Origin of the sequence: Thermogemmatispora carboxidivorans (assembly GCF_000702505.1) — a bacterium.
In the GTDB taxonomy this organism is placed as follows: Bacteria; Chloroflexota; Ktedonobacteria; order Ktedonobacterales; family Ktedonobacteraceae; genus Thermogemmatispora; species Thermogemmatispora carboxidivorans.
The window spans coordinates 2,725,081-2,751,027 of sequence record NZ_JNIM01000001.1 but is presented as its reverse complement, the minus strand read 5'-3'; the positions used below and the strand labels follow the sequence as shown (position 1 = coordinate 2,751,027).

17 protein-coding genes and 1 pseudogene are annotated in these 25,947 nt (G+C 60.4%); 4 read left to right on the top strand and 14 right to left on the bottom strand.

Annotated elements, in window-relative coordinates; translation table 11 throughout:
• Positions 1-110 precede the first annotated feature (110 nt).
• The 4 genes from N688_RS10740 to N688_RS23970 all read left to right on the top strand — a co-directional run bounded on the left by N688_RS10740 (position 111) and on the right by N688_RS23970 (position 4,276).
• Positions 111-1,076 (top strand): metallophosphoesterase family protein, encoded by a 966-nt coding sequence (locus N688_RS10740; RefSeq protein ID WP_052889273.1) that lies wholly within the window; start codon positions 111-113, stop codon positions 1,074-1,076.
• 51 nt (positions 1,077-1,127) lie between these two features.
• Positions 1,128-1,952: a nucleotidyltransferase family protein gene (locus N688_RS10735; protein WP_052889272.1), complete on the top strand. Its 825-nt coding sequence runs from the start codon at positions 1,128-1,130 to the stop codon at positions 1,950-1,952.
• Between the two features lie 543 nt (positions 1,953-2,495).
• Positions 2,496-3,368: a class I SAM-dependent methyltransferase gene (locus N688_RS10730; protein WP_052889271.1), complete on the top strand. Its 873-nt coding sequence runs from the start codon at positions 2,496-2,498 to the stop codon at positions 3,366-3,368.
• Between the two features lie 239 nt (positions 3,369-3,607).
• A complete protein-coding gene (locus N688_RS23970) occupies positions 3,608-4,276 on the top strand; it encodes a putative immunity protein (RefSeq protein WP_420341005.1) in 669 nt (222 codons plus the stop codon).
• A gap of 120 nt (positions 4,277-4,396) precedes the next feature.
• Here the strand turns inward: N688_RS23970 and cas6 are convergent, their stop codons facing one another.
• The 14 genes and pseudogenes from cas6 to N688_RS10655 all read right to left on the bottom strand — a co-directional run bounded on the left by cas6 (position 4,397) and on the right by N688_RS10655 (position 25,926).
• Positions 4,397-5,452, bottom strand: a complete 1,056-nt coding sequence (cas6, locus tag N688_RS10720; RefSeq protein WP_052889269.1) for a CRISPR system precrRNA processing endoribonuclease RAMP protein Cas6 — start codon at positions 5,450-5,452, stop codon at positions 4,397-4,399.
• A 118-nt stretch (positions 5,453-5,570) separates the two neighbouring features.
• Positions 5,571-6,308 carry a hypothetical protein gene (locus N688_RS10715; RefSeq protein ID WP_052889268.1) on the bottom strand — a complete coding sequence of 246 codons (738 nt, stop codon included), beginning with the start codon at positions 6,306-6,308 and terminating at the stop codon, positions 5,571-5,573.
• Between the two features lie 47 nt (positions 6,309-6,355).
• Positions 6,356-7,348: a DevR family CRISPR-associated autoregulator gene (locus tag N688_RS10710; protein WP_052889267.1), complete on the bottom strand. Its 993-nt coding sequence runs from the start codon at positions 7,346-7,348 to the stop codon at positions 6,356-6,358.
• A 73-nt stretch (positions 7,349-7,421) separates the two neighbouring features.
• On the bottom strand, positions 7,422-9,332 hold the full coding sequence (locus tag N688_RS10705; RefSeq protein WP_052889266.1) for a hypothetical protein: 1,911 nt from the start codon (positions 9,330-9,332) through the stop codon (positions 7,422-7,424).
• 391 nt (positions 9,333-9,723) lie between these two features.
• The gene (gene cas3, locus N688_RS10700) at positions 9,724-12,348 is read right to left on the bottom strand and encodes a CRISPR-associated helicase Cas3' (RefSeq protein ID WP_052889265.1); all 2,625 of its coding nucleotides are present in this window, start codon (positions 12,346-12,348) and stop codon (positions 9,724-9,726) included.
• Positions 12,349-12,389: 41 nt separating this feature from the next.
• Positions 12,390-13,448, bottom strand: a complete 1,059-nt coding sequence (locus N688_RS10695) for a helix-turn-helix transcriptional regulator (RefSeq protein ID WP_052889264.1) — start codon at positions 13,446-13,448, stop codon at positions 12,390-12,392.
• Positions 13,449-13,634: 186 nt separating this feature from the next.
• Positions 13,635-14,273, bottom strand: a complete 639-nt coding sequence (cas4, locus tag N688_RS10690) for a CRISPR-associated protein Cas4 (RefSeq protein ID WP_052889263.1) — start codon at positions 14,271-14,273, stop codon at positions 13,635-13,637.
• 49 nt (positions 14,274-14,322) lie between these two features.
• Positions 14,323-14,568 (bottom strand): annotated as a pseudogene (gene cas2, locus N688_RS10685) (CRISPR-associated endonuclease Cas2); the annotation flags it as partial.
• A 30-nt stretch (positions 14,569-14,598) separates the two neighbouring features.
• Positions 14,599-15,621, bottom strand: coding sequence for a CRISPR-associated endonuclease Cas1 (cas1, locus tag N688_RS10680; protein ID WP_052889262.1), 1,023 nt, complete (start codon positions 15,619-15,621; stop codon positions 14,599-14,601).
• 364 nt (positions 15,622-15,985) lie between these two features.
• The gene (locus N688_RS10675) at positions 15,986-18,583 is read right to left on the bottom strand and encodes a glycoside hydrolase family 31 protein (RefSeq protein ID WP_081838726.1); all 2,598 of its coding nucleotides are present in this window, start codon (positions 18,581-18,583) and stop codon (positions 15,986-15,988) included.
• A gap of 253 nt (positions 18,584-18,836) precedes the next feature.
• Entirely contained in the window at positions 18,837-22,292 is a 3,456-nt protein-coding gene (locus N688_RS10670) for a malectin domain-containing carbohydrate-binding protein (RefSeq protein ID WP_052889261.1), read from the bottom strand.
• A gap of 134 nt (positions 22,293-22,426) precedes the next feature.
• The gene (locus N688_RS10665; RefSeq protein ID WP_081839198.1) at positions 22,427-23,431 is read right to left on the bottom strand and encodes a carbohydrate ABC transporter permease; all 1,005 of its coding nucleotides are present in this window, start codon (positions 23,429-23,431) and stop codon (positions 22,427-22,429) included.
• Between the two features lie 8 nt (positions 23,432-23,439).
• The gene (locus tag N688_RS10660; protein WP_052891459.1) at positions 23,440-24,447 is read right to left on the bottom strand and encodes a carbohydrate ABC transporter permease; all 1,008 of its coding nucleotides are present in this window, start codon (positions 24,445-24,447) and stop codon (positions 23,440-23,442) included.
• A gap of 108 nt (positions 24,448-24,555) precedes the next feature.
• Positions 24,556-25,926, bottom strand: a complete 1,371-nt coding sequence (locus tag N688_RS10655; protein WP_052889259.1) for an ABC transporter substrate-binding protein — start codon at positions 25,924-25,926, stop codon at positions 24,556-24,558.
• Between the last annotated feature and the right edge of the window lie 21 nt (positions 25,927-25,947).

Genomic DNA, 25,947 nt, shown 5'->3' with positions numbered 1-25,947 from the left:
TGGCCTTGGGGGGCATGTAGTCGCTGGGCGTAGTCGAGCTGGCTGGCCTGGGGCAGAGCGCTAGAGGGAGTGGGCCGGGCCGCTGCTCTGGAAAGGGAGTTGTCTCGCTGATGTTTGGCACTCGTCGAACCACGATCTTCTTTGCTACCGATATTCACGGCTCCGAGCGCTGTTTTATGAAATTCATTAACAGCGCCAAGTTTTACGGTGCCAATGTCCTGATCCTCGGGGGCGATATTACTGGCAAAGCACTTATTCCCATCGTGCGCGATGGCCACAATAGTCGCTATCGGGCCACCTTTCTGGGGGAACGGATGACGCTCGAGTCCGAGGAGGCCATTGCGGCTTTTGAGCGTCAGGTGCGTCACGCTGGGGCCTATCCATTTCGGACGACGGTGGAGGAGCTGGCCGCCCTGGAAAGCGACCGGACGCTTGTCGATCGTCTGTTTACACGGCTGATGGTCGAGAGCGTGCAGCGTTGGTGTGAGCTGGCGGAGGAGCGCCTTCGCGGAAGTGGTGTGCGCTGCTTTATTGATGCGGGAAACGATGATGAGCCGGAGATCGTGGAGGTCTTGAAGCAGGCCAGCTATGTGGAGATGCCCGAGGGCCAGGTGGTGCTGATCGATGATGAGCATGAGATGGTCAGTGCGGGCTTTGCAAATTTGACGCCCTGGCATGCGCCGCGCGATATTCCCGATGAGGAGCTGGGTCGCCTGATCGAATCAATGGCCTGTCAGCTCCAGCATCCTGAGCGAGCGATCTTCAACGTCCATGTTCCACCGTATGGCTCCGGTCTGGATACCGCTCCGCAGCTAGATGAGCAGCTTAAGCCGGTCGTGGTTGGCGGTGAGATTGCCACGGGGCCGGTGGGCAGCAAGGCCGTGCGCACGATGATCGAGCGCTTCCAGCCCCTGGTCTCGCTGCATGGCCACGTTCATGAGTCGCGAGCGGTGAGCAAAATCGGGCGCACGACCTGTATCAATCCAGGCAGCGAGTACGGTGACGGGCATCTGCGCGCTGCGCTGGTCACGCTCAAGGGGCCGAAGCTGCTCAGTTATCAACTGATCACTGGATAAAGCCCACTCACTCGATCCGTCAGTCAAGACGACCAAGGAAAGGCGGTGGCCATGACAAGGCCGGGAGACTTTGAGGCTGGCTTGCCCGCATCGGCAGAGGCGGGGAGTGCCAACGGGCCGGGGCCGACTCTGGCCGACGGCGTGGCGGAGGCCCAGCGTCTGGTGACAGCGCTGCAGCAAGAGAGTCTGACGCTGCGCCTCCTGGGTGGCCTGGCAGTGAGGCTGCGCTGTCCCAGCGCCAGGCATCGCTCTCTCGCGCGCTCCTATGCCGATCTGGACTTTGTGGCGCCCAAGAAGCAGGCTCGTCCGTTACGGGTTGCTCTGGAAGCCAACGGCTATGTGGCTGACCGACGCTTTAATGCCCTGCACGGAGAGCGGCGTCTGCTCTTCTACGATCAGGTCCAGCAGCGCCAGGTTGATATTTTTCTGAGCGTCTTTGAAATGTGCCACAGGCTCGTACTGGAGCCGCGTCTCCAGTTACATCCGTTGACGCTATCACCAGCTGATCTCTTGCTGACGAAGCTGCAAATCGTCGAGCTGAATGCCAAAGATATTCAGGATCTGCTGGCACTGCTGCTGGACTTTCCTCCCCAGGAGGCGGCAGCCAATCCTGGCGAGCAACTTGATATGCGCATCGTGACGCAGGTCTGCGCTCACGACTGGGGCTGGTATACGACCGTCACTGATAATCTGCAGCGAGTGGCTCAAGAGGCGGGCCAGCTTCTACCAGCCGAGAAAGCGGCTCTTGTCCAGCGGCACATTGAGGAGATGCTGCGCCTGTTGGATCAGGCGCCGAAGTCTAGCGCCTGGAAACTGCGGGCCCTGGTCGGGCGGCGTCTGCAGTGGTATGAGCTGCCCGAGGAGGTGCATCGCTAGTCTCTTCTCGTCTCTCTGGGAGCCGCTCGCTGCTTCAATCTGAGAAAAAACATTTTCCTTGTCAACCCTGCACCTCAACCGATTGGAGGCAATAGGAGCTTTCAAGCTCCTATTGCCTTTTTGTTCTTCTTATTCTTCTTCTTCTTATCTTGGCTCTTATCTGGAGACGAAGAGGCCATCTCTCTTCCAATGACGACGAGGATCGGTCTGCTGGGGGCCGTTCCTCTTCCATTGCCGGGCCAGTGTCTGCTACACTTGAAGAAGCAGAGTGAGAAACAGGCGTCATCACTCTGGACGTGTGTCGATGCGCTACCTTTCCCAATCCAGGCCAGGGGTGCGCTAGGGGCGAGGTAAGGGCCTGATGCTCTGTTGTGTTTGGGATAGTAGCGGTCTGGTTGGCTGGTTGGCGCCCCTGTACGGTAGTAGAAGTCTCTTCGTTGGGCAGAGGCGCCAGGTGGTGAGCAAGTCGTAACACAAAGGCCCGGTCTGATCTGGCTCAGGGCCAGATGAGGCGGGGAACCTGACGAGCGAGGAGCAAGAGGCATGGAAGAAGCCGCGAAGCATACCTATATCATTGACCCGGAGAATGCGGGCGAGCTGGCGCGCTTGATGCAACAGGACCGGTTGCTGACCGATGGCATGGGGGGACTCTTTCCCGAGGGGCAGCAGTTGCCGGAAGGGGGGAGAGTGCTCGATCTGGCCTGTGGTCCTGGTGGCTGGGACCTGGAGGTCGCTTTTCACTATCCGCACGTCGAAGTCATTGGCATCGATATTAGCCAGCAAGTGATCGAGTATGCCCGGGCCCAGGCGCAATCGCGTGGACTGGAGAACGCCCACTTTCAGGTGATGAATGTGATGGAGCCATTAGCGTTCCCCGATCGCTCCTTTGACCTGATCAACGGACGCTTGTTATGTGGCTTCATGCTGCCGGAGGCCTGGCCCCGCTTGCTGAAAGAGTGCTTCCGCCTGCTCAAGCCTGGAGGGATCGTGCGCCTGACCGAGATGGAGTCCCCTTTGACCACCAGTCCGTCTTATGAACACTACTTTCATCTTGGTACCCAGGCCCTCAAGCGGGCCGGACAGAGCTTTTCGCCCGACGGGGGGCACGTCGGCATCACGCCGGTGCTGCCGCGACTGGTGCGTCAGGCGGGCTTCGAGGACGTGAAACTGCGAGCGAGCGTGATCGAGTGGTCGATGGGGACCGAGGGGCACTATCCTGTTTTCAAGGATGCCCTGATCTTCCTGGAGCTGGTGCAACCGTTTCTGATCAAGATGGGGATGGGGACAAAGGAAGAGCTAGAGCGCCTCTATCAGCAGGCTGTGGCAGAGATGCAACAAGAGGACTTTTGTGCGCTCTGGAACCTGCTGACGGTCCGGGGACGCAAGCCCGGCACGGCAGACGAAGCCACGTTATAAGAGTGAGTTCCGAAGCTGGCGGGGTGTAGTTGGCTCGGGCCAGGCTGGTCGATGTTCCTCTACTGAGCAGGCCAGCCCAGCCTGACCCGAGACCTGGGCCTGGCTGACTTAATCAGTTCTTTGGCGGGATAGCTGAGACAATACCTCCGCGATAGGCAGCGAAGTGTTTTGTACTAGCCCCCTCTCCCTCTGTCCAAGAGCGAGCTGCCTGTGAAACAGGCCATAGGAGGTCAAACCTGATGGTATATGATTGTTCTCCAAATGCCGAGTGGCATGCGAAACATCGACTGCCTCACCATCCGACTTTGGAGCAACGCATGCAGTGGCATATGGAGCATGCCCGCAGGTGCCCCTGCCCTGCTCAGGATGAAGATCTCCTGGAGCATCTTAAGAAGCGATATCTGGGAACGCACCAGGACTTTTGGATTGTTTATAATACAAACGATCATCGGATCTTAGGTCTCTGGGCGGCAGACTGCGCGGAGCATCTGTTGCCCTTCTTTGAGGAAAGATATCCAGATGATCCTCGCCCTAGGGAGGCGATCAGAACTCTTCGCGCCTGGGCCCAGACCGGCGAGTTCCATATGAAGGCCATTCGATCCGCTGCTCTGGCCGCTCATGCCTCCGCCAAAGGTGTCAAGAGGGACGAGCCAGCAGCGGGCTTTGCCGCCCATGCTGCAGGGCAAGCCGTAAGCACTGCTCATGTTCCTACCCACGCGCTCGGTACTGTGGTATATTCGATAAAACTGGTAGCTGCGTTGCATCCGCTCGATGTCAAAGCGGCGGTTACACAGGAACGCACATGGCAACTGCAGCGCCTACCGGAACATCTTCGGCCCTGGGTTGAGACCTGGATTGTAAAAATGTATCAGATGCTTCCCAAACCGCTACGAATGCGATTAGGCTGAGATACGCTTGTAAGTAAGGCGAAAAGGTAGCATCGTTGCTAAGGCAAATCAGAGGTAAGAGAACCTGGCAGCTGATGATACCGATGAGGCCAGTCTGCCAGGTGCTCCTGATTGGTTCGCTTACTCTCGCTTATGAACTGAGAGAGAGGGGGTATGTACATCCGCTTCCAGCGAATGGCAGGCGCGATACCAGCCATCCCCTTTCACCACGTCCTTCCCCACGTGAATCAGCTCCCCCCACACGAGCAGCTCCCGCAGCTCCGCCAGTTCGCCGACGAAAGTCGCTTGCCCCACCAGACCGCCAATGGGGGTGGCGCGCCGCAGACGACGCGAATAACTGGGCATATCCTGCCAGCGAGTGGTATGCTGCTCACAGCGCACGGCTGACGCCAGCTCCAACAGGCGCCCACGCTGCTGGGCCAGGGTGCGGGCCTCGTCAGCGTTGCCGTAGGCCAGCCCCAACAGCTCCAGGCGCTCAAGCAGTCGCTGTGCCAGCGTCGCGAAGTCTGGCTCTTTGCAGAGCGTGCCATGCCGTATCAGGCGCAGGGGCGTCAGAAAGGTCAGGGACACGTGTCGCTCCGGCAGCGTCTGGGCACGCTGGCGCACGTCCTTGGCCTGCACTGCCAGCGTCGGCGTGGTCACCTGGCGTGCTCCTGCCCGGTAGAGTAGTTGCCGCTCTCCGCTGAAGGGGTGGTAGGCTTCGATCTGTTCGATGCGCAGCTGACCACGTCGAGGAGGCGAGCCGTTCTCGGGCAGAGGGCGCCCCAGACCCTGGCTCTCCAGTTCCTGGCTGCTGAGCATGACATAGGGCAGCAGCTCCACGCGCCGGCCAATGAGCGTCATCCCAAACACGAGTTGCTCACCTGGCTCGTAGCGCCGCCCACCCTCTAAGGGTGGCTCCAGCACATAGGGGCGAGGAATGTCGCGCCCCCAGGGCTGCCCGTTAAGGCGCTGCAGCGTTGGCGCTTGCGGGTCATCCGCTGGCGCTAGCAGCGCGCTGACAGGACAGACCTGCAACAGGGGACATTCCAGGCAGGTGCGCGCCTGCTTGTTCGTACAGAAACGGCGCCAGATTGCCGTAAAGAGGGCGCCGCGCAGCGCCGTCCCGGGAGAATCGTTCAGCTCTAGTGGCGTCTCGACGCGCATGGTCCATAGCAGGTGATAGGTTGTCAGCATATGCCCTCCTTCCATGTAAGTATGTGTGCGCGTCCGTCGGTGGAGCCTCTGCCCTTCCCTGGCAGGAGCAGAGGACGGCGCTACGCGGCAGCAGCATCGCCGCTCGTATGCTCTCCTCTCATAAGGATGGCAGGAGGCGATACCAGCTATAGGCGTGTGAGGAGCGCCAGCGCTGATAAGGGAGCACCACATGACGTAGCACGCGATCTCGGTTCAGCACGATGCGCTCAGTCGTATAGATGTTGGCCTGAGCAAAGGTCAACTTCGGGCCGCAGTCGTCGAGCACCTGCAGCGTCCCCTGCATGGGGAAAGTCTCCTGCCGTGAGGCCGTCAGCAGCAGAAAGCCGCCCGCGGGCAGCTCCGCACTTTGCGCAGGAGGCTGCAGGATCTGGATGAAGCCGCCGCGCTTACCCAGGTAGTTGAGGCCGACCAGCAGCTCCGGCAGCACTGCCGCCAGGGGACTCCCTTCAGCTACCTCACAGGCCAGACGCAGGCTTCCATAGTAGCTAATGTACTCACGATAAGCGATTGTCGGCTGAAAAGGATACTCTTTTTCTAAACGCGCGCGAGCGGCCTTTTCGGGATTGCTCTTGTCCTTCAGCTCGCGGCGGATCTTGCTGAAGCCCTTGATGACGACCGCCTGCTCGGGTGGTTCCAGGGCGATAGGCAGGTCGCGCAGGGCGGGGAAGAGGCGTTCCCCCTCTGCCAGACCGCGAGTGCGGATCAGGGTGCTGAGCAAGGCCATCTTGATAGCGAAAGGGGTCGGCACCAGCAGCGTCTGACCGCCCGAGGATGTAGCGCTGGCCGGTCGCAGCGAGAAGAAAGAGACCGGCAAGTAGTGCGCGACGATCCACATTGCTCGTCTGCCTCCTTTCTGTGTGATCTGCCAACTGACCTACCGATCTAGGCCGACGCCGCCTCGGGGGTAATGCTGTCGATCAGCGAGCGCATCTGCTGCGAGAACTCGGCCAGCGTATCGAAGGTCTGCAGGCGCACATGCTGGGGACCAGCGCCGTTCAGGGCGTGAACAATGGCCTCCGCCTGCTCGCGGTAGGCTTGCGGCTCGTCGCTGCCGCCCAGCAGCGGACTGACCAGCGGCGCCGGCGTGGCGGTGTCGCTGGTGCTGATGAAGCCTTCCAGGGCCAGCAGGTGAGGGAGCTGGGTCGAACGCATGGCGCCGTTTAGCTCCAGGAAGCTGTAGAGCAGGCTTTCAAGCAGGACGCGAGTGCGGCGCTGGCGCTCTTCGACGCTGATGGCGTAGTTCTGCGCGATATCGTTGTAGCCCACCCGGCTCAGCTCGACGTGGCAGACCACGGCGTAGACGCCGCTGGAGGCCGGGCGATGGAAAATGCTTTGCCCAAGGTTGGCCCCTTTGTGTTCGTTGCTCTCATCCTTGCGCGTCGCGCCCGGGCCGCGCTCCAGGGCGTACTTGACGTGGAAGTAGCTATCGGTCCGTACGCGCTCGGGCAGGGCTACAACCCAGCCGAATTCACAAACCGACTTGCGCGGGACCGAACGCCCACCTTCAGTCACCAGAATCCCACCAACGTCGTCCATAGCGCAGCGCTGCAGCAGGCCGTCGATGAGGGCAGCGCCAGTACTGCCGGCCCCCTGAATAAAGTCGCTGTCGGCATTGATGCGGTTGGCGTCGAACTGCTGACAGCCAGCGCAGAGGCTCAAGCCCTCCTCACGTGCACGGCGATAGAAGTGCTCCATAAGGACATGCTTGAGCATGTCGCCAGAGATGGCGTTGACGGTGTGCAGCAGACCATCGTCGCCGACGATATCGACCATGCGCGTCTGAATCTGGTTCCCCTCGCCACCTTCGTTGTTGAGGCTGTGCATGTTCAGGGTCATGCGCGCAGCAATTGAGAGCGAGACCGGTGTGTTGGCCATAGTTCGATTCCTCTCTTTCTTTATGATGAGTTGTCGTTGCGGTTATTCTTGCTTGTAGGAAGTGAACGATGAATCAGGACTGTGAACTTTGAGCGGCAGCCGCCTCTGTGCCCTCCTCGCTCTGGCTGCTTTCTGCGGCCTTGCCCCAGCGGGCATAGCCATAAGAGAGCAGCATCGAGGCCACCAGCTCGCAGGGGTACTGGTCGAAGAGGGTCGCGAACTCGTCGATATCGCTGGTCGTGACGGGGTAGCGCAGATGATGCTGGCTGTAGTCCTCTGAACGCAAGGCGCGTCCCAGCTTCTGTGCCACTTTCTCCTCTTCGCGCGCGGTCTCGGCGTTGTAATGCAGCAGAAACTCGCTGAGGGCTTGCATGAATTCGTCGCGGCGATGGATCTTGCGCAGCAGTTCCTGCCCCAGTCCGTAGCGCACCTCGTAGGGATAGTTGTTATCCTGGAAGCGGCGGCGCTGGGCGTTGACCGTTGCCTCGCGGATGGCTGAGGCGATGCGCTGGAAGCCTTTGTTCTGAAGGATGGGAGTCAGTTTCAGGTCCTGAGTTCCTTTTTTCGTTTCCATTGCAGCACTCTCCAGTAATAGAAGTTTGTCCAATCCCTGGCTGGCAAACTGCTTGAGCCAGCGCTTCTCGTTTTTCTCGCGTTCCCGCTGACGGAACAGGTAAGGGCCATAGCTGGCGGCGAAGCGCCAGAAGAGGCGCAGATCGTGACTGGAGAGAAAGTCGCGGTAGATGCGCAGCAGCTCTAGCTCTTCGCTACCTTCTTTCCCTTGCGGTCCCTCGATGCGATTGATGATGGCGATGTGCTCGTCCAGCAGCTCATCGATCTGCGTGGCCTCGGCGACGGAGCGCGGGCGCGGCGGCAGCCACGAAGGCAGATTGATGGTCGAGACGTTCATCACCGCGTGGGCGCTGCCCATGTCCTTGTAGAAAGCCACGTCAAGCCCGTGGGTGATACTGACCAGGGGAGGAAGCTCGTCCGGGTCAAGGTTCTGGCTGCTCGCCAGCTCGTTGCGCCGGTGGTTCACAAGAACCTGGGCCAGGCGCAGGGCGGCCAGAATATCCTGTTTGATGGCCGTACTGGACCAGCAGATCTCGCGAAACTTCTGCATAATGGTCCTGAGTGTCTCCAGCTCGACCTTTTCGGGCAGCACCACGAAGGTCTTGCGGTCCTTGCTGCCGCTGAGCATATAGGGAGCGGCGCCCAGCATGAAGCCGCGGAACTTGACCAGCTCCAGCAGCCAGAAGCTTTCCAGGCCGCCAACTGCCAGACGGTTGCTTTTGGGGGCATTGGCCCCTTTGCCACTGGTCGGGTTGAGCAGTTGCACGGCAGTGGCCTGTGTCTTGCCACCGAGGCCCTGCTCCTTGGCCCACTTCTCCCAGGTGCGTTGCGCCTGCTCGACGTCGTTGAGCGGCTCGGAGAAAAGGCGGAAGAGCAGACGCATGGCAAACCATTGCTGCTCGGCGCTCAGGCTCTCCCAACGCAGCGCCAGCTCATTGAAGGTGTCGGCGACCTTCATGACGTTGATGGCCTTGTAGTGCTCCAGCTCAGGGCTGGGGCCGTTGCTCAGGATCTGCTGCAGCTCTGGAGAAGGGTTGAGGCGCGCTTTTGGCGACCGCTGCTCGGACGACAGTTTGGCGAGCTGTGCCTGTAGCTGACGCTGTTTCTCTTGCTCGGCCTCGTAGTCGAAGATCTCGACCTCGCTGAATGTGCGCCCCTTCTTCGCCTGCCGCTCCTGCTGTTTGGCGGTGCTTAGGGGGCGCAGCAGGGGGAGGCGGTTACTGCTCGCCAGGTCGCTTTCTTCGACGGGAGGGAGCTGGATCAGAAAGCTCCGGCCGGCGTCGTAGATCTCCAGTGACTGCTCCAGACGGCCCAGGCGCGTCAGGACGAGCCGCATGAGATCGGCTACGCCCAGGGCGAGCAGGGTATCGGCGAATGTCCCGCTCGCTTTGTTGACATAGAGCGTTGTCATGTTGAGTTCCTCTTCTGAATCTGCTTGATTGTCCGATAACTAAAGATCCCAAGAGCATCATGAATTCTACTAGCTGGCTGAATTGGGTAGAGTTTCCTATGAAGACCAGCACAATTAGAACGAGTGTCACTGTTGTTACACACAGGATAAATAGCGCTTGGACGCCGGGCTTGACGTTTAGCATGCCCTCCCCCTTTTCAAAGCACTACTAGGTTGATTTGCCATATATTATATGGACCTTGTCAACATGGGGACAGCCATGCTAAACTAAAACCCGACGATCTGCCCGCTGCTGTTCTCATAGGCTTCGGGGTAAGAGGATACTGAAAGAGTAGTGCTTTTAAACCTCTTTCACCTCCTTTCTATTCGATCCGACTTGAGGATACTCTCATCAGCGATACGCGTCGGCGCGCTGGTCGGCCAGGCGCAAAGCCCGTGTCATGACAAAGGCCAGCCAGGTTTCGTACTGAGGTTTGTGCAGGTCCAGAGCGGGCTGACTGAACTTCCCTGACCTGGCATTCTCGGGGAAGAGATCTCCTTGCTGGCACTCTGGCTGGATCAACTGCAGGTTCATGGGCCGAGGCGAGGTCTCGCGCTGTACCAGAGCTAAGGCTCGCCGCACCGCCTCTAAGGCTCCTGGCGCCAGCCTGCTCGCACCATATTCGTGAGCCCCTGTGGTATGATGACGGGCAATGGCATAGCAGGTTGCCCGCACCACGGGTGCAGAGGGGCTTGCCGGCGTTGTCGCGCCAAGGCAGTCCACGATGAAGCGGCGTGCCAGGGCCACACTCTCACAGGCGTGGTTAGGACGGCGTTCTGCTAGCTCTTGCTCCCACTGTCGCTCTTCGCGGGCTCGCACGTCATAGGTCGTCTTGGCAAAGAGATAATCGGCTGCCGGCTCCTGATAGTGCAGACCCTTCTTTTCGTGATAGAGGCGTTCCCAGGCGCGGGCCCACCGCTGCCAGCCCTCAGCCAGTTTCCCCAGATCGTGCAGAGCCAGCGCTAACTGAATGGCCTGATCAATCGTGCCCGTTGCCAATCCCATGCGCTCCTCCAGGCGACGCAGCGCATAGGCCAGCTCATGATAGAGGCCGTAATGGTAGGCGTCGGCCAGTCCCCCAATGTGCTCCTCGTAGCGCTGGCGTGAGACCGTCTGACTGGCCGCACCTGAACGCCGCCGCTCCTGCGGACGGCTCTGGTAGCGCATGCCCTCAAGGCGCTCTTGCCAGCGCGCTGGCAATGGCAGGCGCCCGTCGCGGAAGACCAGGCCCAGATCGCGATCGTAGGTCACCAGGGCCTGCGGCAAAGCCAGCACCAGGGCACTACTGATCTGGGCCGGGTTGGTCACCGGCTCCCACGTATACAGTGGCTCGCGCCGGCTATCATCCTCGCCCTGGGCTGCTGTCTCGCTCCTGGTCCGGCTATGGTCCTCGCCCTGGGCTACTCTCCCACTCCCGGTATCCATGAGCATCGCTTGTTTGCACACCCAATCGAGACCCAGCGCGGCGGCCCGCTCCTGTAGGGCCTGCCAGTGCCGACCCTGCAGCAGACTGGGACGCAGTGTGAAAAGCTGCCATTGCCAGGGCGCTGTGACGATCTCCTCTTCGGGGGCATCGTGCACCAGCAGCGCCACTTGCAGATCATCGCGAATCAGCGTAGAGCGCACACGTGGATCGGGCTTCCTCAAGCTGCAGACCATCTTCTCAAGCAGATGGGGCCGTTGCTCCTCATAGCGCGCCAGCAACTGGAGATCACTCTCACAATGGACCATATCGAGCAGGCGGCGCTCCTCCTGAAAGCCCACGACCTGGCCATCGTACTCGGCCAGGGCCTCCCACGTGCGTTGACAGGGTTCCGGCTCGTAGGGCAGTGTCTGCGCCTGGCCCTGATCATCGACGGGAAGGGAGTAGACAAAGACCTGCCCCTGCTGGTGAGGGAAGCGCGCGCAGCGTCCAGCGCGCTGGATCAGGCTATTGGCCGGTGACAGCTCGCTGTGCAGCGTCTCAACCGAGATATCAAGGCCCACCTCGACCACCTGCGTCGCCACCACAATCGCATTCTCGCCCTGATAACGCTCGCTCTTCTCATCCCAGGCGGCGGGGCCAAGCAAACGCTGCAGTTCCTCGCCTTGACGGCGCCGGTCCTCATCGCTAAAGCGGCTGTGCAGCAGTTGCAGACGGATGTCAAGGCCGCGCGCTTGAATCAGCTCATCAAGCTGCAGATACAGCTCCTGGGCGCGCTCGACACGGTTACAGACCACCAGAGAGCAGCGCTGGTGACGCGCAAGCACCTGCTCAGCGCTCAGTGGCTCCGCCACGCGCTGAAAGACGCGCTGACGTCCCCTGGCCAGGGCGGCCAGCTCCTCATCGCTCGCCTCAATCACCTCAGCGTCGATCATCTGCGCCAGTTGCTCCACCAGCGGCCTGGAGAGCGTCGCACTCATGAAGATAAAGCGCGCCAGGCCTTTGAGCTGGCGCAGCAACTCGATCGTCGTTGTCAAGGCGCCAAAGCAGCTCTGGCCCTGCCGATTTAACGGATAGAGATGCGGCTCATCCAGAATCAGGTAGGTGCTGGCGAGCAGACCAACATTGATATTGGCCCGTGCCCCGTCGACGCTATAGGGCACGCCGAGAGCGCTGGCCAGCACCTGATCGATCGTGCAGGACGTGATCAATGACTCGAACTGGGGATCGTCTGGCGACTCGCCTGTTTGCAAACTGAGCAGTGGACGCCCGAACTGGGCATAGCGTTGGCGCAGAGGCTCGATCAAGAGCGGGTTCAGCTCCTCCTCCAGTAACTGGCGGCAGGTTCTGGTGAACTGCGTGGCCAGCACCCGCATGGGCGAAACGTAGAGCGCCTTTCCGGGCAGCGTCCCATCGTTGAAGGCGCAGCTCTGTAGAAAGGGCAGCAGGGCAGCCAGCGTCTTCCCGCCGCCCGTCGGAATGACCAGAATCACATTGCGGCCCTGGGCCAGCACCTGTAGCACGCGCTCCTGATAGGGATAGAGAGTCTTCATAAGGGGAACCGCTCACTCCTTTCTTTCTTTCTTTCTTTCACTTAAGCCTCTTCTGGCCGGGTGGGGCGGCGGAACAGATCCGCATTGAGCCTGCCTGGCTCGTGGGTAGAGAGAGGGGCGGGCTGCAAGCCGTAGTTCTGGCTGGCTCGTTGGACGTGGCTGATGACACGCTGGCGCAACTCTTCCGGCTCCAACACCACACAGTCGGCGCCCCAACCGCGAACCCAGGGTTCGATCTCGACCAGATCACCGATCAGGGCCGTCCACTCGCAGCCGTCGCGCGTCAGACGAATCTCCTGCGACGGATGCCAGCGCGTCTCACGCACCCGCTTCACCACCTGGCTGCTGAAGTGCAGACGCACCCTGACCGGTTCCTCATCGCCGTACATCACGCCCCAGGCCCGCTGCAGCAATTCCTCAGCCTTAAAGGAGGGATCAGGGACAAAGGCCTCACTGGTTAGCTCTGCATGCCGGATGCGCTCCAGCTTCAAAGTACGCAAGGACCGCACAGTATGACTGTAGCCGAGCACATAGATGGTCCGTCCGATAGCTGATGGTTCCAGCAGATAGGGATCGAAAAGCGTCTCAAAACGGTTCTTGCGCGGCGGCTCGTAGATCAGGCGGATGCGCCGATGCTGGACCCAGCCACAGGCCAGCGCGAGAAAAATCGCTGAAAAATCCTCCCTTTCGCTATCCTCCGTGAGCAGCAGCGCGGCGATAGTCTCCTGTTGCTCGCGTACGGGAGCAGGCAGGGCCTCTACTAACTTATGCAGAGCCATCGTCAGATGCCAGTTACGCTCATCGCGCGTTTGGGCCAGGAGGCGACCAGCCAGATAGAGGCCCACCGCCTCGGGATAGCTCAGGGAGAGCTGCAACCTGGGGATGACCGCCCCTTCCGGCAAAAACCAGTAGAGGCCCTCTTTTGTGAGAGGCAGCAGGCCGGTCACCTGCAGCTCATTCAGGTACTTGTTCGCCGTATCCTCATTGATGCCCAGCCGCTCAGCGATCTCGCGGGTACGCCAACGCCGCTGCACCTGGCTCTCGAACAGGTGAATGATCGTCTGCAGGCGGTGGACCCGCTTCATGGTCTCGATATTCAAGGCGGCATCTCCTTTCCCTTGGTGCTCTTGTCTTAGCCTGGCAGAGGAGTGGGGCCAGGGGGCCTGCTGCTGCTCTGGGGAGCAGTATAGCCAGGCGATTCCGCTAAATCGTCGGAATCCCGCTCTCTTCTCTCAGACAGGCCCCTTGCCTTAGCTTTCTACTCTCCTGCTCCCCTCCCCCTTCACTCACACCACGTCGTTGCAGAAGCGTCGGAACTCGCACAGCGGACAGCGCCGCTGCTGAGCCGTAGGCCCTGGCAGGCGCTCTGTCTGCAGGCTCTGACGGATCGCCGCCACTGTTGTCTCAACACGGCGACGCAGCGCGCGTGTCAACGGCACCGGTTCGGCCTGGCGCAGAGGGAGGCTATATAAGAACGCGCCCCTGATAGGGAGACCCAGCTCTTCCTCGACCATCAGGGCATAGGCAGCTAGCTGGAGCATAAAGTGGGCCTGGCTCTGGCGCTCCGAATCCTTATACTCGACAATGGTCGCCTCGCGCAGCGGGGCGGCCAGCGATGGTGACACAATCAACAGATCAACACGCCCCTTGAGACCCAGCCGTCTGGAAATCAGCGGCTGATGAAAGAGCCGCTCACCTTCAGCGAGGCCGTAGCGGCGCAGGCTGCGGCGGACCTCGTGGAGCGGAGCCTCTGCGCGATGACTCTCCTTGCCGGCCTGCATAGCCAGGGTCAGGGGGCGGATGGTTGGCCAGGTATAGCGATAGTAAATCAGGCGAGGACAGCAGGCAAACTGTTTCAGATCGGTCACATCCAGCCACCACGTTTCTATCTCTTCCTCAAGAAGATGCAGACTCCTCTCCTCCATCACTTGCCTCCTTCTGCACTCGTTGTGACTCGTCTTCCACTGGCATCGGCTCAGCGCGGATAATCACCCGGCGGCTGGCCCAAGCCCGTTCATCAAGAGCAAAGAGCTGAATATTCGCCCCGTGCCGTCCCAGGCGCTGGCGCATCTTGAGAAACAGCTCACGTTGCTGGCTGGGAGATAGCTCCCCGATAAAAGCGCTCTGCTGCAGACGCTCCAGGCCATAGTCGAGGCAGGCATCGGCGATCTTCGTGCGCGTGCCATCGTGAGAAATGTCGTAAATGACCAGCGTGCGCATGAAAGAAGCTCCCCTTCTCTTCTCCACTGACTACCAACCGGCGACAAAGGGCGTATAGGTCTCGCGATCGCCGCGCAAAAAGGAGGCCAAATGACGGGCCTGCTGCTGTAGAATGAAGCGAAGAGCCTGGCGCTTCCCTTCATACAGCTCGCTGCTCCCGCTCAGGCGCTCCAATACCTTCTCAGCTACCTTACGACGCGTCTCTGCAGTCAGCAACCCCTCGCTATCCTGCTCCAGCGGCACGCGCCGATTCAGCAATCCGACCAGCGTTCGGTCAACGGTACACTGACGGAACTCCTCGATCAAATCCAGCACCAGGCTAGGCTTGCCGGGACGGTCGGCGTGAAGAAAGCCTGCGTAGGGATCAAGTCCCGCCAAGAGGATGGCCTGTTCAACTTGAGCATACAGCACGCCGTAGCCGTAGTTGAGGAGGGCATTAAAAAGATCGGTTGCTCCTCGCGTCTGGCGTCCGGGCCAGTCGATCTGCTCCGGCAGAACGTACCTGACGCCTGCCCAGTAGTGTTGAGCGGCCCGACCTTCCACTGAGAGCAAAGAGGGGCGCAGCTCCTCAACTCCCTGTTGATAGATGGTAAACCCGTCAATTTCCCCAAGCAGATCCTGGATGGCTTGCGCCGCCTGGTGCAGCTTCTGGCAGAGCTGTGGCTGCTCATCTTTGCGGCTCCGCGTCCAGTAGCGCAGCAGATGAAGCTGATTCGCCAGTTTGCCACGGGTGAAAGCCCGGGCAAGCTCGCCCCCCTTCGCGGAGCTGAAAGCCAGCAGTTGGGCGCGGCGGGTGAGCACAGTACCTGTCAGCCCGGCGGCGTAGAGTGAGGCCCTCACCATGCCATTTTTCTCCAGGAAATGAAGTGGAATCCCTTCCTCACTGCAGAGCTTCACCACATCACTAGAAATCCCGACGCCTGTATCGATCACAAGAATTTGATTGAGATGGATCAGAGGTACTTCCTCCACGACCTGCGAACCCTGGACCAGGCGAATTCTCCCTTGATGTTTACTAATAAAAATGCCTTTCCCTTCCACAATCAGATTCATAGTTTCCCTATCCGTCAGACGATAGCCATTGGCATTTTTATCGGAATAATCTGGCGATTATACTGCAGCTACCAGGCCGAAACGGCCTTAGCAGCAGCGCGCTCATATCCACAAGAGTAGCGAGGGGATTCCGCTAAAGCATCGGAATCATCGGAAGTACTCGAAAAGAGGAGAGAAACAAAAGGAAGAGTGCTGGCACCTCTTGCCAGCACTCTTCCTCTCTCTAGCTCTGACGGCACTAAGGCCTGGAGCCTGATCTAACGAACTGACACGGGCGAAGAAACTGGCAGGTCCGCGCTGACTACCTGAGTACCTGGCGAGCGACCGGGACGAGCAGCGAGAAGGTCGCGGGCCTGCCTGCAGCTCACAGCCGGTCAGCAGCCTCCTCGTCCGGCTCCTCCAGCCAGGAGCCTGGCCCTCCCTCAGCGGCTTCCGCTGCCAGGCGGATACTCAGCTCTTGCGCCTCAGCCTGCTCCTGCACTGTCACCAGCAGGAGGCCCTGCTCCTGGTCATAGGACCACGCGACCTGACCGGCGGAGTCGCCGTTTCCGGTGCGTTGCTCGACGCTCCGGGGAGCGCGCTTGAGAGCACGCAGCTCCAACACGATGCGCTGGCGCTGCGGCACAAAGCTGCCCTCGCGGGCGCCGATGAAGACCCGAATCTCATCGCCTTCGACCTCGCAAATGATGCGCCGGCGAGCGTATTCCCCTTGCAAGTAGCCATAGCCATCGCCGGCATCCTCGTAGAGACTGCTTTCGCCGCTCCCTTCGGCTGGGTAGAGCAGCAGCGTCAGCGGATCTGGTGCACGCTCTCCCACATAGTTCATCTCCGGCCAAAGTGGGACTGCAGTATTGGCCCGCACATACAGCGCCGGCTGCCCGAGCGGGGCATAGGCTACCACATGAGTCGGACCGCTCAAGCGCTGACCGCTCCAGAAGTGGAACCAGGTGCCGGCGGGCAGATAGACATGACGGTGACTGACACCTGGGCGCAAGACAGGCGCTACAAGCAGCGCAGGGCCGCAGAGCGCCTCATCATCGTAAGCCCAGGCGGCGGGATCTGCTGGCGCCATCCAGAAGAGCGGGCGCAGCACTGGCGCACCAGTACGGTGACACTCCTCGAACAGCGTATACAGGTAAGGGAGCAGGCGCTGCCGTAGCTTGAGCATTGCGCGACAGACCGACTCGTACGGCTCACCGAAGACCCACGGCTCTTGATGGCGCGTCTGCTTCTCCGAGTGGTTGCGGCAGAAAGCCTGAAAGATCCCGAACTCTGTCCAGCGAGCCAGCAGCTCGCCGCTACAATCGCCGTAGAAGCCACCGATATCGCTGCCGCACCAGCTCACGCCGGAGAGGCCCAGATTAAGCAACTGCGGCACACTCTGCGCCAGATCCTCCCACGTTGAAGCATTATCGCCGGTCCAAAGCAAGGCATGGCGCTGAATGCCAGCGTAGCCGGCGCGCGAAATCACAAACGGGCGCATCTCCGGGCGCAGGCGCTCCAGACCCTCGCGCGTCGCCTGGACCAATAACGAGCCATAGGCATTGTGAATCTCAACATGCAAACGTGGAGTCCCGCCGCCAGGATGGATCGTCTCAGGGGGCAGCGTCCCATGTACCGGAATAAAAACAGCCGGCTCATTCATATCGGTCCAAATGCCGGCGACCCCAGCATCAAGCAGCGAGCGATGTTGCTCGCCCCACCAGGCGCGCACCGCCGGGTTGGTCACGTCGGGAAAGACACAGAGGCCCGGCCAGACCGCATTCTGATAGTCATGGTAGTCTGGAGTCTTACAGTACAGATCGCGCCGCTTGCCGTCTACATAGACCGCGTAGCTCTCATCGACCTTGATGCCCGCATCAACAATGCTCACCACATGGAAGCCTTGGGTGCGCAGCTCGGAGAAGAGGCCGGCGGGATCGGGAAAGCGCTCCCGGTCCCAGGTAAAGACACGGTAGCCATCGAGGGCATCGATATCCAGATAGAGCGTATCGCAAGGAATATCGCGTGCCCGGAAGGTCGCCGCCACCTCGCGCAGCTCTGCGGCGGAAGCATAGCTAAAGCGGCTCTGTCCATTGCCGAGCGACCAGAGCGGCGGCAGAGGCGTGCGCCCGGTCAGAGCAGTATAGCGCTCCAGCACGGCCTGTGGAGTCGGGCCGCAGAACACATAATAGATCAGATCGCCGGTGCTGGTTCCGAACCAGGAGCGAGCTGGGTGCTCGTGAGCCAGATCGAAGGCCACGCGCCCCGCATTATCCACGAATAGCCCCCAGGCCAGGCCATCGGCCAGGACCAGCGTAAAAGGGATAGAGACGTACAAGTTATTGTGGAAAACGCTGTGCCCGGGTTGCGGATCGGTGTTCCAGAAGATCTGGTAGGTCCCTGTCTTATCCAAACCGCCGAAGCGCTCACCGCAGCCAAAGTAGTGCGCCTCAGGCGGGTGCTGCTTATAGACACGCAGCGGCAGACCAAGCGTCCCCGCCACGTTGGCCAGTGGCACCAGCGCCTCATCGAAAGGCTGCTCGAACCAGCCCATTCCCAACTCAGGATCATCGGCGGCAAAGACTCGCCCACTCGGATCAGAGAAACTGATGCGCAAGGGATCAAGAGAGAGGTGCGCCGTCGCGAACGGAGTGGCCATGCTCACTTGTCCCGCTGCTGGCTCTGTGATAGTGACAGACTCAGGCTGCCAGGCTTGTTCCACCACTGCTGGCGACTCGTAGCGGCGGGGACGGCCATCCAGAAAGAGACCAACGCGGAAGAGATCTGCTGCGAGCGCCGTCACCTCCACCGTGGCCGGGCCACTACGCAAGCAAAGACTGGCCTCGGTCCACTCGCAGACCTGAGCCTGGCCCAGGGCCTGATAGCCCTCGGGGCCGTATGAGCCGTGTGGATCACCCGGACCATGTGTCCAGATGGCAACGGAGTGAGCACTGCTGGCTCCTGGCTGTTCCCTCTCCATGAAGCTCGGTTCCTTTCCTCTCTGGTTGCTTGTTTCTATAATCTGACCGCTGATCATCGATTCACTGAACAACGGGCAAAGAAGCGCTGTTGAACTGGGCCGAGTCAGTCTGTGAAAACCTGACCCCTCCGGAGGCGGAGCGAGCGCTCCGCGCTCCGAGCGGGGTCTTATCTATCCAGCAACCAGCTTCCTTGCTCGTCTGCTTATCCACTCACCTGTCAGGGAAAGCGATGCTGTATCCCATGCAGGCAGATCAAGCCTGAAAGATCTCGATGCCATTGATGAAGGGATTGTCGGCGCTTCCCTGGCTAAAGGCAATCACGATCTGGCCACTGCTGTTAGCCTGAACCGTGAACTGCTTCTGCAGAGCCGTTTTGTAGCCCGCCGTCGCATAGACATCGAAATTACTCAACACCGTCTGTCCATTGATTGCCACATTGAAGACGCGCTGGCCGGCGGCCTGGAAAGTCAACTCAGCCCAGTCCAACTTCACCGTATAGCGTGCCCCGGCGAACAGCCCAGTGATGGTGTACGTGAAGGAGCTATTCCAACGGCAGGATTGCCAGACCGCCTGTGGGGCCGGATTGCTCACCCCGCTGGTATTGATCGCCGTCGAGGTATCGCTATACTGGTTCCCCTGGTTGTAGCCCGTATCGGCCACAAAATTGCCTGCCGTCGAGCCGCCGGCATTAATGGCGGTGATCAGCGTTCCTGCCGGTGGTGGTGTCGGCGAGCTGGCCGGCTTCCAGATCTCAATACCGCTGATGAAGGGATTGTCGGCCTTGGCTGTTCCCTGAGTGAAGGCGATCACGATCTGGCCGCTGCTATTGGCTGCCACATTAAACTGGCGCTGTACGGCAGTCTTATAGCCCGCCGTGGCATAGACGTCAAAGTTAAGCAGGGCTGGGCTCCCGTTGATCGTCACATTAAAGACGCGCTGGCCGGCGGCCTGGAAAGTCAACTCGGCCCAGTCCAGCTTCACCACATAGACTGTCCCTGCCGTCAGGCCGGGGATGGTATACGTGAAGGAGCTATTCCAACGGCAGGACTGCCAGACCGCCTGTGGGGCCGGATTGCTCACCCCGCTGGTATTGATGGCCGTCGAGGTATCGCTATACTGATTCCCCTGATTGTAGTCCGTATCGGCCACAAAATTGCCCGCCGCGCTGCCGCCGGCATTGATTGCCAGGACCAGCGTCCCCGAGGGGGCAGGTGTTGGGGTTGGCGTGGGCGTACTCGTTGGCGTCACCGTCACCGTTGGAGTTGGGGTCGCCGTGCCGCCTGACGGCTGCCAGATCTCGATGCCGCTGATAAAAGGATTATCGGCCCCGCCCTGAGTAAAGGCGATCACAATCTGACCGCTGCCGTTGGCCGTCACCGTGAACTGTTTCTGCAGGGCCGTCTTGTAGCCCGCCGTGGCGTAAACGTCGAAACGGCTCAGCACCGTCGTCCCATTGATTGCCACATTGAAGAGGCGCTGACCGGCAGCCGTCCAGGTCAGTTCCGCCCAATCGAGCGCTACCGTGTAGGTATTGCCCGCGCGTAGGCCGCCGATCGTGTACGTAAAGGAGCTATTCCAGCGGCAGGACTGCCAGACCGCCTGCGGAATGGCCTCAGCCACACGGCTGGTATTGATCGCCGTCGAGGTATCGCTGTACTGATTGCCCTGGTCGTAGTCGGTGTCGGCCACGAAATTGCCCGTCGCGCTGCCGCCGGCATTGATTGCCAGGACCAGCGTCCCCGTTGGCGCTGGCTGCGGCGTTGGCGTCGGCGAAGGAGTTGGCGTCGGCAGTGGGGCCGTGGGTGAAGGCGTCGGCGTTGGGGTACCCGTGGGGAAGCCGCAGACCTGTGAGCTGGGACTCCAGCCGGAGTTACCGCTGCCCAGAGTAATATTCCAGGAGCCGCTGCTCTCGCAGCTCTGGATGCTGGCCACCGTCAGCCCGCTGGCCGTCACATTGCTTGCCGAGCCGGTCACCTGGCTCACCTTGTTCGAAAAGGCGAACTCAGCGCCACTGATGTTCACCCCATTCATATTGACCGTACTGATGGGGTTGCCGCCATCGAACGAGATCGCCATATACTGGCTGTTATCGATCTCCACATTCGAGACTGTGAACGTTGCGTTCATCGCACCGCTATCGGCCCAGAACATCAGGGCGCCAAACTGCTGAATGCCCTGGTCGCCGATACCCGCCGTCTGCCGGATCGTATCGTTGCTCACCGTCGTTGTCCCGGCGAAGGGAGCGGTAGCGTTGCCGAAGTCCTCGTAATCGATCATGATGCCGCCGCCGCGATACTGCGAGCCGGTCACCAGATTGTTCGTCACGCTATTGCCGTTGCCGCCGTAGATCGCAATCCCGTTGGCCAGGTACGGCGACTGCACCGTATCGTGATCAAAGGTATTGTTACTGTCGCCGGTCGCTGGCACATTATCGGTCGCCGACCACATCGCCAGACCATCGTCGCCGGTGCCACGGATGATGGTCTGCGTCACACTAGAGTTGGTCACGTTGCGATGAAAATTGATGCCGTCGGCCAGCACACTATCGATGCGGCAGCCGGTGATCTTCAGACCGCTGAAGGGACCATCGAACCACATCCCCACCTTCGTGTGTTCGATCCAGATGTTCGAAATTGTCGAATTGTTCAGGGAACCGCCGATACCGTTATCCTGGAGGCAGTCGATGCGATTCGTAATCTGCCCCTCGATCGCAAAATTCGACAGCGTCACATTGGAGCTGGTCTGACCATCGTAGGCATCGTAGCCATAGACACCAACGCCAGTGCCGTTGCTCCCAACGGGAGCGCCTGTCAGCACGGTATACCAGGGGCCAGCCCCGGTCATCGTCACGTTATTGACCAGGATGTGGCTGGTCACCAGATAGGTGCCTCTGGGCAGCCAGACTGTCTTACCCTGGGCCGAGGCGTCATTGACGGCCTGCTGAATAGCGCTCGTGGCATCGACCTTGCCCGTCGGGTCTGCATTGTAAGGCGAGGCAGTCACCGAGAGAGAGCCGGCGGGCTGCGTCAGCGGGGCCGGCACCTGCTCGAAATCGGCCACGTCGATGGCATACCAGGGAGCCGTATTATCGGGGTCGACCTGCAACTTCACCGTTGTACCGGCGCTCATCTGCGGCAGCAGGAGATGCACCTCATCGAACTGATGATGCGCTGTGCCGCCGGGCGTGTCAGTCCAGTCGTTAGCGTTGCAGTTCGAAAAATTCGGCTGCCCGTAGAGCCAGCTATACTTCGACGTCAGTGGTAGCTCTTGCGACTGCTTCACCCCATTGATATAGATACTCAGCGTCGCCGAGATCCCGCCCCCGCTGGCGGAGTCCGGGATACTATAGCGCAGATTCAGAGCATTAGCAGGCTGCGTCAGCGTAAACTGTACATACTGACCACTTGTCAACAGTACGGCCTGACGGTCCACTGCATCGGAGGCCAGGCTCCCAAGCGAAAAATCGGGTCCCAGGATACTCCCATTGGTGGTTGCCTGATGGGCCTCCATCTCCACATAGGGCAGCGTGGCGCCGGAGCCTCCGGTCACCGCTGCGCTGCTGGCCCAGGCTGTGCGCGTCAGGCGCGGCAGCATCAGCGCTATGCCCAGGCTACTCAGCACCAGTACCAGCGCTGTGAGGAGCAGCACCGCTCGACGGTCTCTACTGCAGCGGAGCATGGCGATCGCTCGCCGCTTAGCATCCTGCATCAGATACCTCCTTTCATGACAACTCCATGTCTCACCGGAAGGCAAGAGCGTTGGAGCTGGCCCACCACCCGGGGCAGGCAGACCACCCAGAAAGAACGCTCCTGACCTCCCTGAACCTGTTTGGCCGTCCTGGCCTAACCTTTGAGGCCGGTCAGATTGACGCCACGAATGATCTGGCGCTGGAAGAGCAAGAACAGCACAATGGGCGGAATGCTGGTAAAGACCAGACCGGCCATCAAATAGCTGAAAGGCAAATTGGCGTTGAGGCTCGACTCGTGGTACAAGGCCACCAGCAGTGGCTGCAGATTGCTATTCGAGAGCACCAGCAGCGGCCAGAGGAAATCTTTCCAGGAAGCGATCACCGTAAAGATGGTGATCACAGCCAGAGCCGGGCGTGAGAGTGGGAGCACAATGCGTAGAAAGACCTGCCAACTACTGGCCCCATCCAGACGGGCGGCGTCGATCAGCTCGCCAGGGATCGTATCGAAGAAGCTCTTCAGGACCAGAATATTGAAGGCGTTGGCCGCCTCCGGCAGCCAGACCCCAGCCCAGTTATTGATCAGCGACACATGGATCAGCGGCAGATCGCTAATGTTGACGAACTGAGGGATCAGATAGACGACCGAAGGCACCATCAAAGTCGCGAAGAAAGCGAACTGAATCGCCTGCTTACCTCGCAGACGCAGCTTCGAAAGCGCATACGCTGCCGTTGCCGAGACCAGCAGCTGCAGTACCACGGCCCCTGCAGCCAGAAGCAGCGAATTCCACATATAGAGCGGAAGCTGCAGAATCTGCCAGGCATTGCTATAATTGCTCCACTGGGGATGAGTGGGCCAGAAAGTGGGAGGCGTCTGAAAGATCTCCACATTGGACTTCAGCGCCCCGCTCACCATCCAATAGAGCGGGCCGAAGGTTGTCGCAGTTGCCAACAGCAGCAGCGAGAAGACGCCCCAGTAGAGCGCGCGCACCGAGGGGCGGCGGAGCATCAAGGGAGAGATCAGCGTCCGCTCGCTACTGGCTGTCGGGTCTCCAGAAGGGCGGCGACCGGCCAGGCGTAGTCGCCAGACGAGCCAGCGCTGCCCGCCGGTAGTCACCGGCGACGGCTCATCCTGCCGACGCTGGGTTTCAGACCGATCCATCTCCATAGTCAATCTCCTTGCAGCAGGCGACTGGTCATTCGCATATACACCAGAGCGAAGGCGGCCAGCACCAGGAACAGCATCACACTCAGAGCGCTTGCCTCACCGAAGTCTGCATTCTGGAAAGCATAGGTATAGATCAGCAGCAGAACGCTCAGCGTAGCATGCTGGGGGCCGCCGCCGGTGATTGTGAACGGCTCAATAAAGACCTGCATCGTCGCAATAATCTGCAGCACCAGCATCAGCAGCATGATAGGGCGAATGCAAGGAAGGGTCACGTGCCAGAGGCGGCGCCAGAAGCCGGCCCCATCGATCTCCGCCGCCTCGTAGAGCGAGGCAGGCACTCCCTGAAGAGCGGCCAGATAGACGAGCATCGTTGAGCCGGCGGCGCTCCAGGTTGCCACCACCACCAGGGCAGGCAGAGCCGTTTGGGGGTCTTCCAGCCAGAGTCGGCCTGGCAGATGGACGAGGCTCAACAGAGCATTCAGCAGGCCCGAGTCGGGATCGTACATCCAGCGCCATAGAAAGACCGTCACAATCGGCGGCAGCATCACCGGCAAATAAAAAGCCAGACGGAAGTAGCTTTTGCCGTGGCGCATCTCATTGATTGCCAGTGCCAGCGCCAACGGCACCAGATAGCCGAAGAGCAAAGCATAACCAGTAAAAGCCAGCGTATTCCGCCAGGCGATGGCGAACAGGGGATCTGCCAGGACGTGGCGGTAATTTGTCCAGCCGACCCAGGTCGCAGGGTTGATCAGATCGACACTCTGGAAGCTCATCACGAACCCCAGCACCACCGGATACCAGACAAAGAGCGCAAAGATCAGGAGTGCCGGCAAGAGAAAGAGATAGCCCTGGACCTGGCGCCAACGGGCCTGGAGTCCTCGATTGAGCGGACCCTGGCGACGGCGAGCGTGCTCCCCGCGGGCGGCCACCAGTCCTGTGCCTGGCGTCGAGGCCGGCGTCGACTCGCGAGGGGGCGACAGCGGCGATGGTGATGACGAAGAATATGACATGAAGCCCTCCTTCAGCGCGCCGCGCCGGCGCAGCGCCATCGGCCCAGACCTTCCCTTCTGACGGCACTGCGCTGGCGCGCGGCGCAGAGACAGCGCGGGCAGCCTCCCCTAGGACGCGCTGGACTGATCGAGGATCTGCTGGAACTGATGAGCGGCCTGGTTCAGCAGCGTTTCCGCATCGGCTTTCGGATCGGTCAAAATCGCCTGCATCACCGGATCGAGGGCAGCATACATTTTCTGCGTCTGATTGCGCGGCTCCGGGCGGAGCTGCAGCTTCGCATTCATGAAGGACGTATAGTTCTCCAGGGGCACCGTGGCGTACTTGCGATAGAGGGCCGAGAGCTGTTGCTGGAAGGCTCCCTGGAACAGCACCGCCGTTGGCGCACCCACGGCCTGGCCGGAGGCAGCCTGTTGAGCCAGACTGCGCTCGACAACCTCCAGATTGAAGTTCGAATAGATCACGTAGTCAAAGGCGGCCTTGATCACCTCGGGAGCCGACTTCGGATTGAAGACCCAAAGATTGCCGCCAGTGAGCGCCGCGTTCCCCCCGTTCTGGGGCATGGGCCCAATGCCAAAATCCTTCAAATTGGCCTGATATTGGGCCTGGAGCGCATTGAGCTGGTCCGGGGCCATCACCACCATCGCTACCTTGCCGGTTGCCAGCAGCTGCAACGTATCGGCCTGCGTCAGCAGCTGCTGCTGGGTCATCGAACGATCGGTGAAGCGCATGGCCTTCAGGAAATTGAGCACGCTGACCCCTTGGGAGCTGTTGAAGACGGCCTTCGTGCCATCGGAGGACTCCAGGTCGCCGCCGGCGGTGTACATCCAGTTGGTGAAGTGCCAGCCGCCCTGGTTAGCCGTGCTGGTTTCAGCAAAGCCAGCCACCTTCGAACTGGTGAGCTGCTTGGCATAGCCGCGGAACTCCTCCCAGGTAGTGGGCGGCTTATCGGGGTCGAGGCCAGCCCCGCTGAAAAGCTTGCGGTTATAGAAGATGCCGAGAACATAGCCATTGACCGGAATCCCATAAACGCGATCGCCGCGGGTCACGATCGAGGCGATGCTCGGGATATAGTCCTTGAACGAGGACCAGCTTCTAGCCAGATTGGTAATGTCGGCCACAGCATGGCGAGCGATCAGCAGCGGGGGCTCAGTAAAATAGCTCTGGACGCCATCCTCAAGCTGATTAGCGGCCAGTTTCGCGAAGTAGGTTGTTGGGTCGTAGGGGTCGTTCTTGCCGACGATGTGCTCGTGAGGATAGGCCTGCTCGAAGTCTTTGACAACCTGGTTGAAGACGTAGACGGCTCCGGGATTGGTGGACGGGGGAAGCGTATTGACGGTAGCTGTGACGGTGGTAGAGCTGCTGCTGGTGCCACCGCAGGCCGCGAGCAGCTCCAGGCCCGCGACGCCGGCCCCCAGCGCCAGCGAGCGCTGCAAGAAGCGGCGGCGATTCAGAGGGGACCCTGGTCCTTGCGTGCTCATAGGATGACCTCCTTGGTAAAT

What these genes read in the sequence shown, in the direction of transcription:
- N688_RS10740 (WP_052889273.1), top strand. Translation starts at nt 111, where the DNA reads ATGTTTGGCACTCGTCGAACCACGATCTTCTTTGCTACCGATATTCAC.
- N688_RS10715 (WP_052889268.1), bottom strand. Translation starts at nt 6,308, where the DNA reads ATGTGGATCGTCGCGCACTACTTGCCGGTCTCTTTCTTCTCGCTGCGA.
- N688_RS10710 (WP_052889267.1), bottom strand. Translation starts at nt 7,348, where the DNA reads ATGGCCAACACACCGGTCTCGCTCTCAATTGCTGCGCGCATGACCCTG.
- N688_RS10675 (WP_081838726.1), bottom strand. Translation starts at nt 18,583, where the DNA reads ATGGAGAGGGAACAGCCAGGAGCCAGCAGTGCTCACTCCGTTGCCATC.
- N688_RS10730 (WP_052889271.1), top strand. Translation starts at nt 2,496, where the DNA reads ATGGAAGAAGCCGCGAAGCATACCTATATCATTGACCCGGAGAATGCG.
- N688_RS23970 (WP_420341005.1), top strand. Translation starts at nt 3,608, where the DNA reads ATGGTATATGATTGTTCTCCAAATGCCGAGTGGCATGCGAAACATCGA.
- N688_RS10660 (WP_052891459.1), bottom strand. Translation starts at nt 24,447, where the DNA reads ATGTCATATTCTTCGTCATCACCATCGCCGCTGTCGCCCCCTCGCGAG.
- N688_RS10670 (WP_052889261.1), bottom strand. Translation starts at nt 22,292, where the DNA reads ATGCAGGATGCTAAGCGGCGAGCGATCGCCATGCTCCGCTGCAGTAGA.
- cas6 (WP_052889269.1), bottom strand. Translation starts at nt 5,452, where the DNA reads ATGCTGACAACCTATCACCTGCTATGGACCATGCGCGTCGAGACGCCA.
- N688_RS10705 (WP_052889266.1), bottom strand. Translation starts at nt 9,332, where the DNA reads ATGACAACGCTCTATGTCAACAAAGCGAGCGGGACATTCGCCGATACC.
- cas4 (WP_052889263.1), bottom strand. Translation starts at nt 14,273, where the DNA reads ATGGAGGAGAGGAGTCTGCATCTTCTTGAGGAAGAGATAGAAACGTGG.
- cas1 (WP_052889262.1), bottom strand. Translation starts at nt 15,621, where the DNA reads ATGAATCTGATTGTGGAAGGGAAAGGCATTTTTATTAGTAAACATCAA.
- N688_RS10655 (WP_052889259.1), bottom strand. Translation starts at nt 25,926, where the DNA reads ATGAGCACGCAAGGACCAGGGTCCCCTCTGAATCGCCGCCGCTTCTTG.
- cas3 (WP_052889265.1), bottom strand. Translation starts at nt 12,348, where the DNA reads ATGAAGACTCTCTATCCCTATCAGGAGCGCGTGCTACAGGTGCTGGCC.
- N688_RS10735 (WP_052889272.1), top strand. Translation starts at nt 1,128, where the DNA reads ATGACAAGGCCGGGAGACTTTGAGGCTGGCTTGCCCGCATCGGCAGAG.
- N688_RS10665 (WP_081839198.1), bottom strand. Translation starts at nt 23,431, where the DNA reads ATGGATCGGTCTGAAACCCAGCGTCGGCAGGATGAGCCGTCGCCGGTG.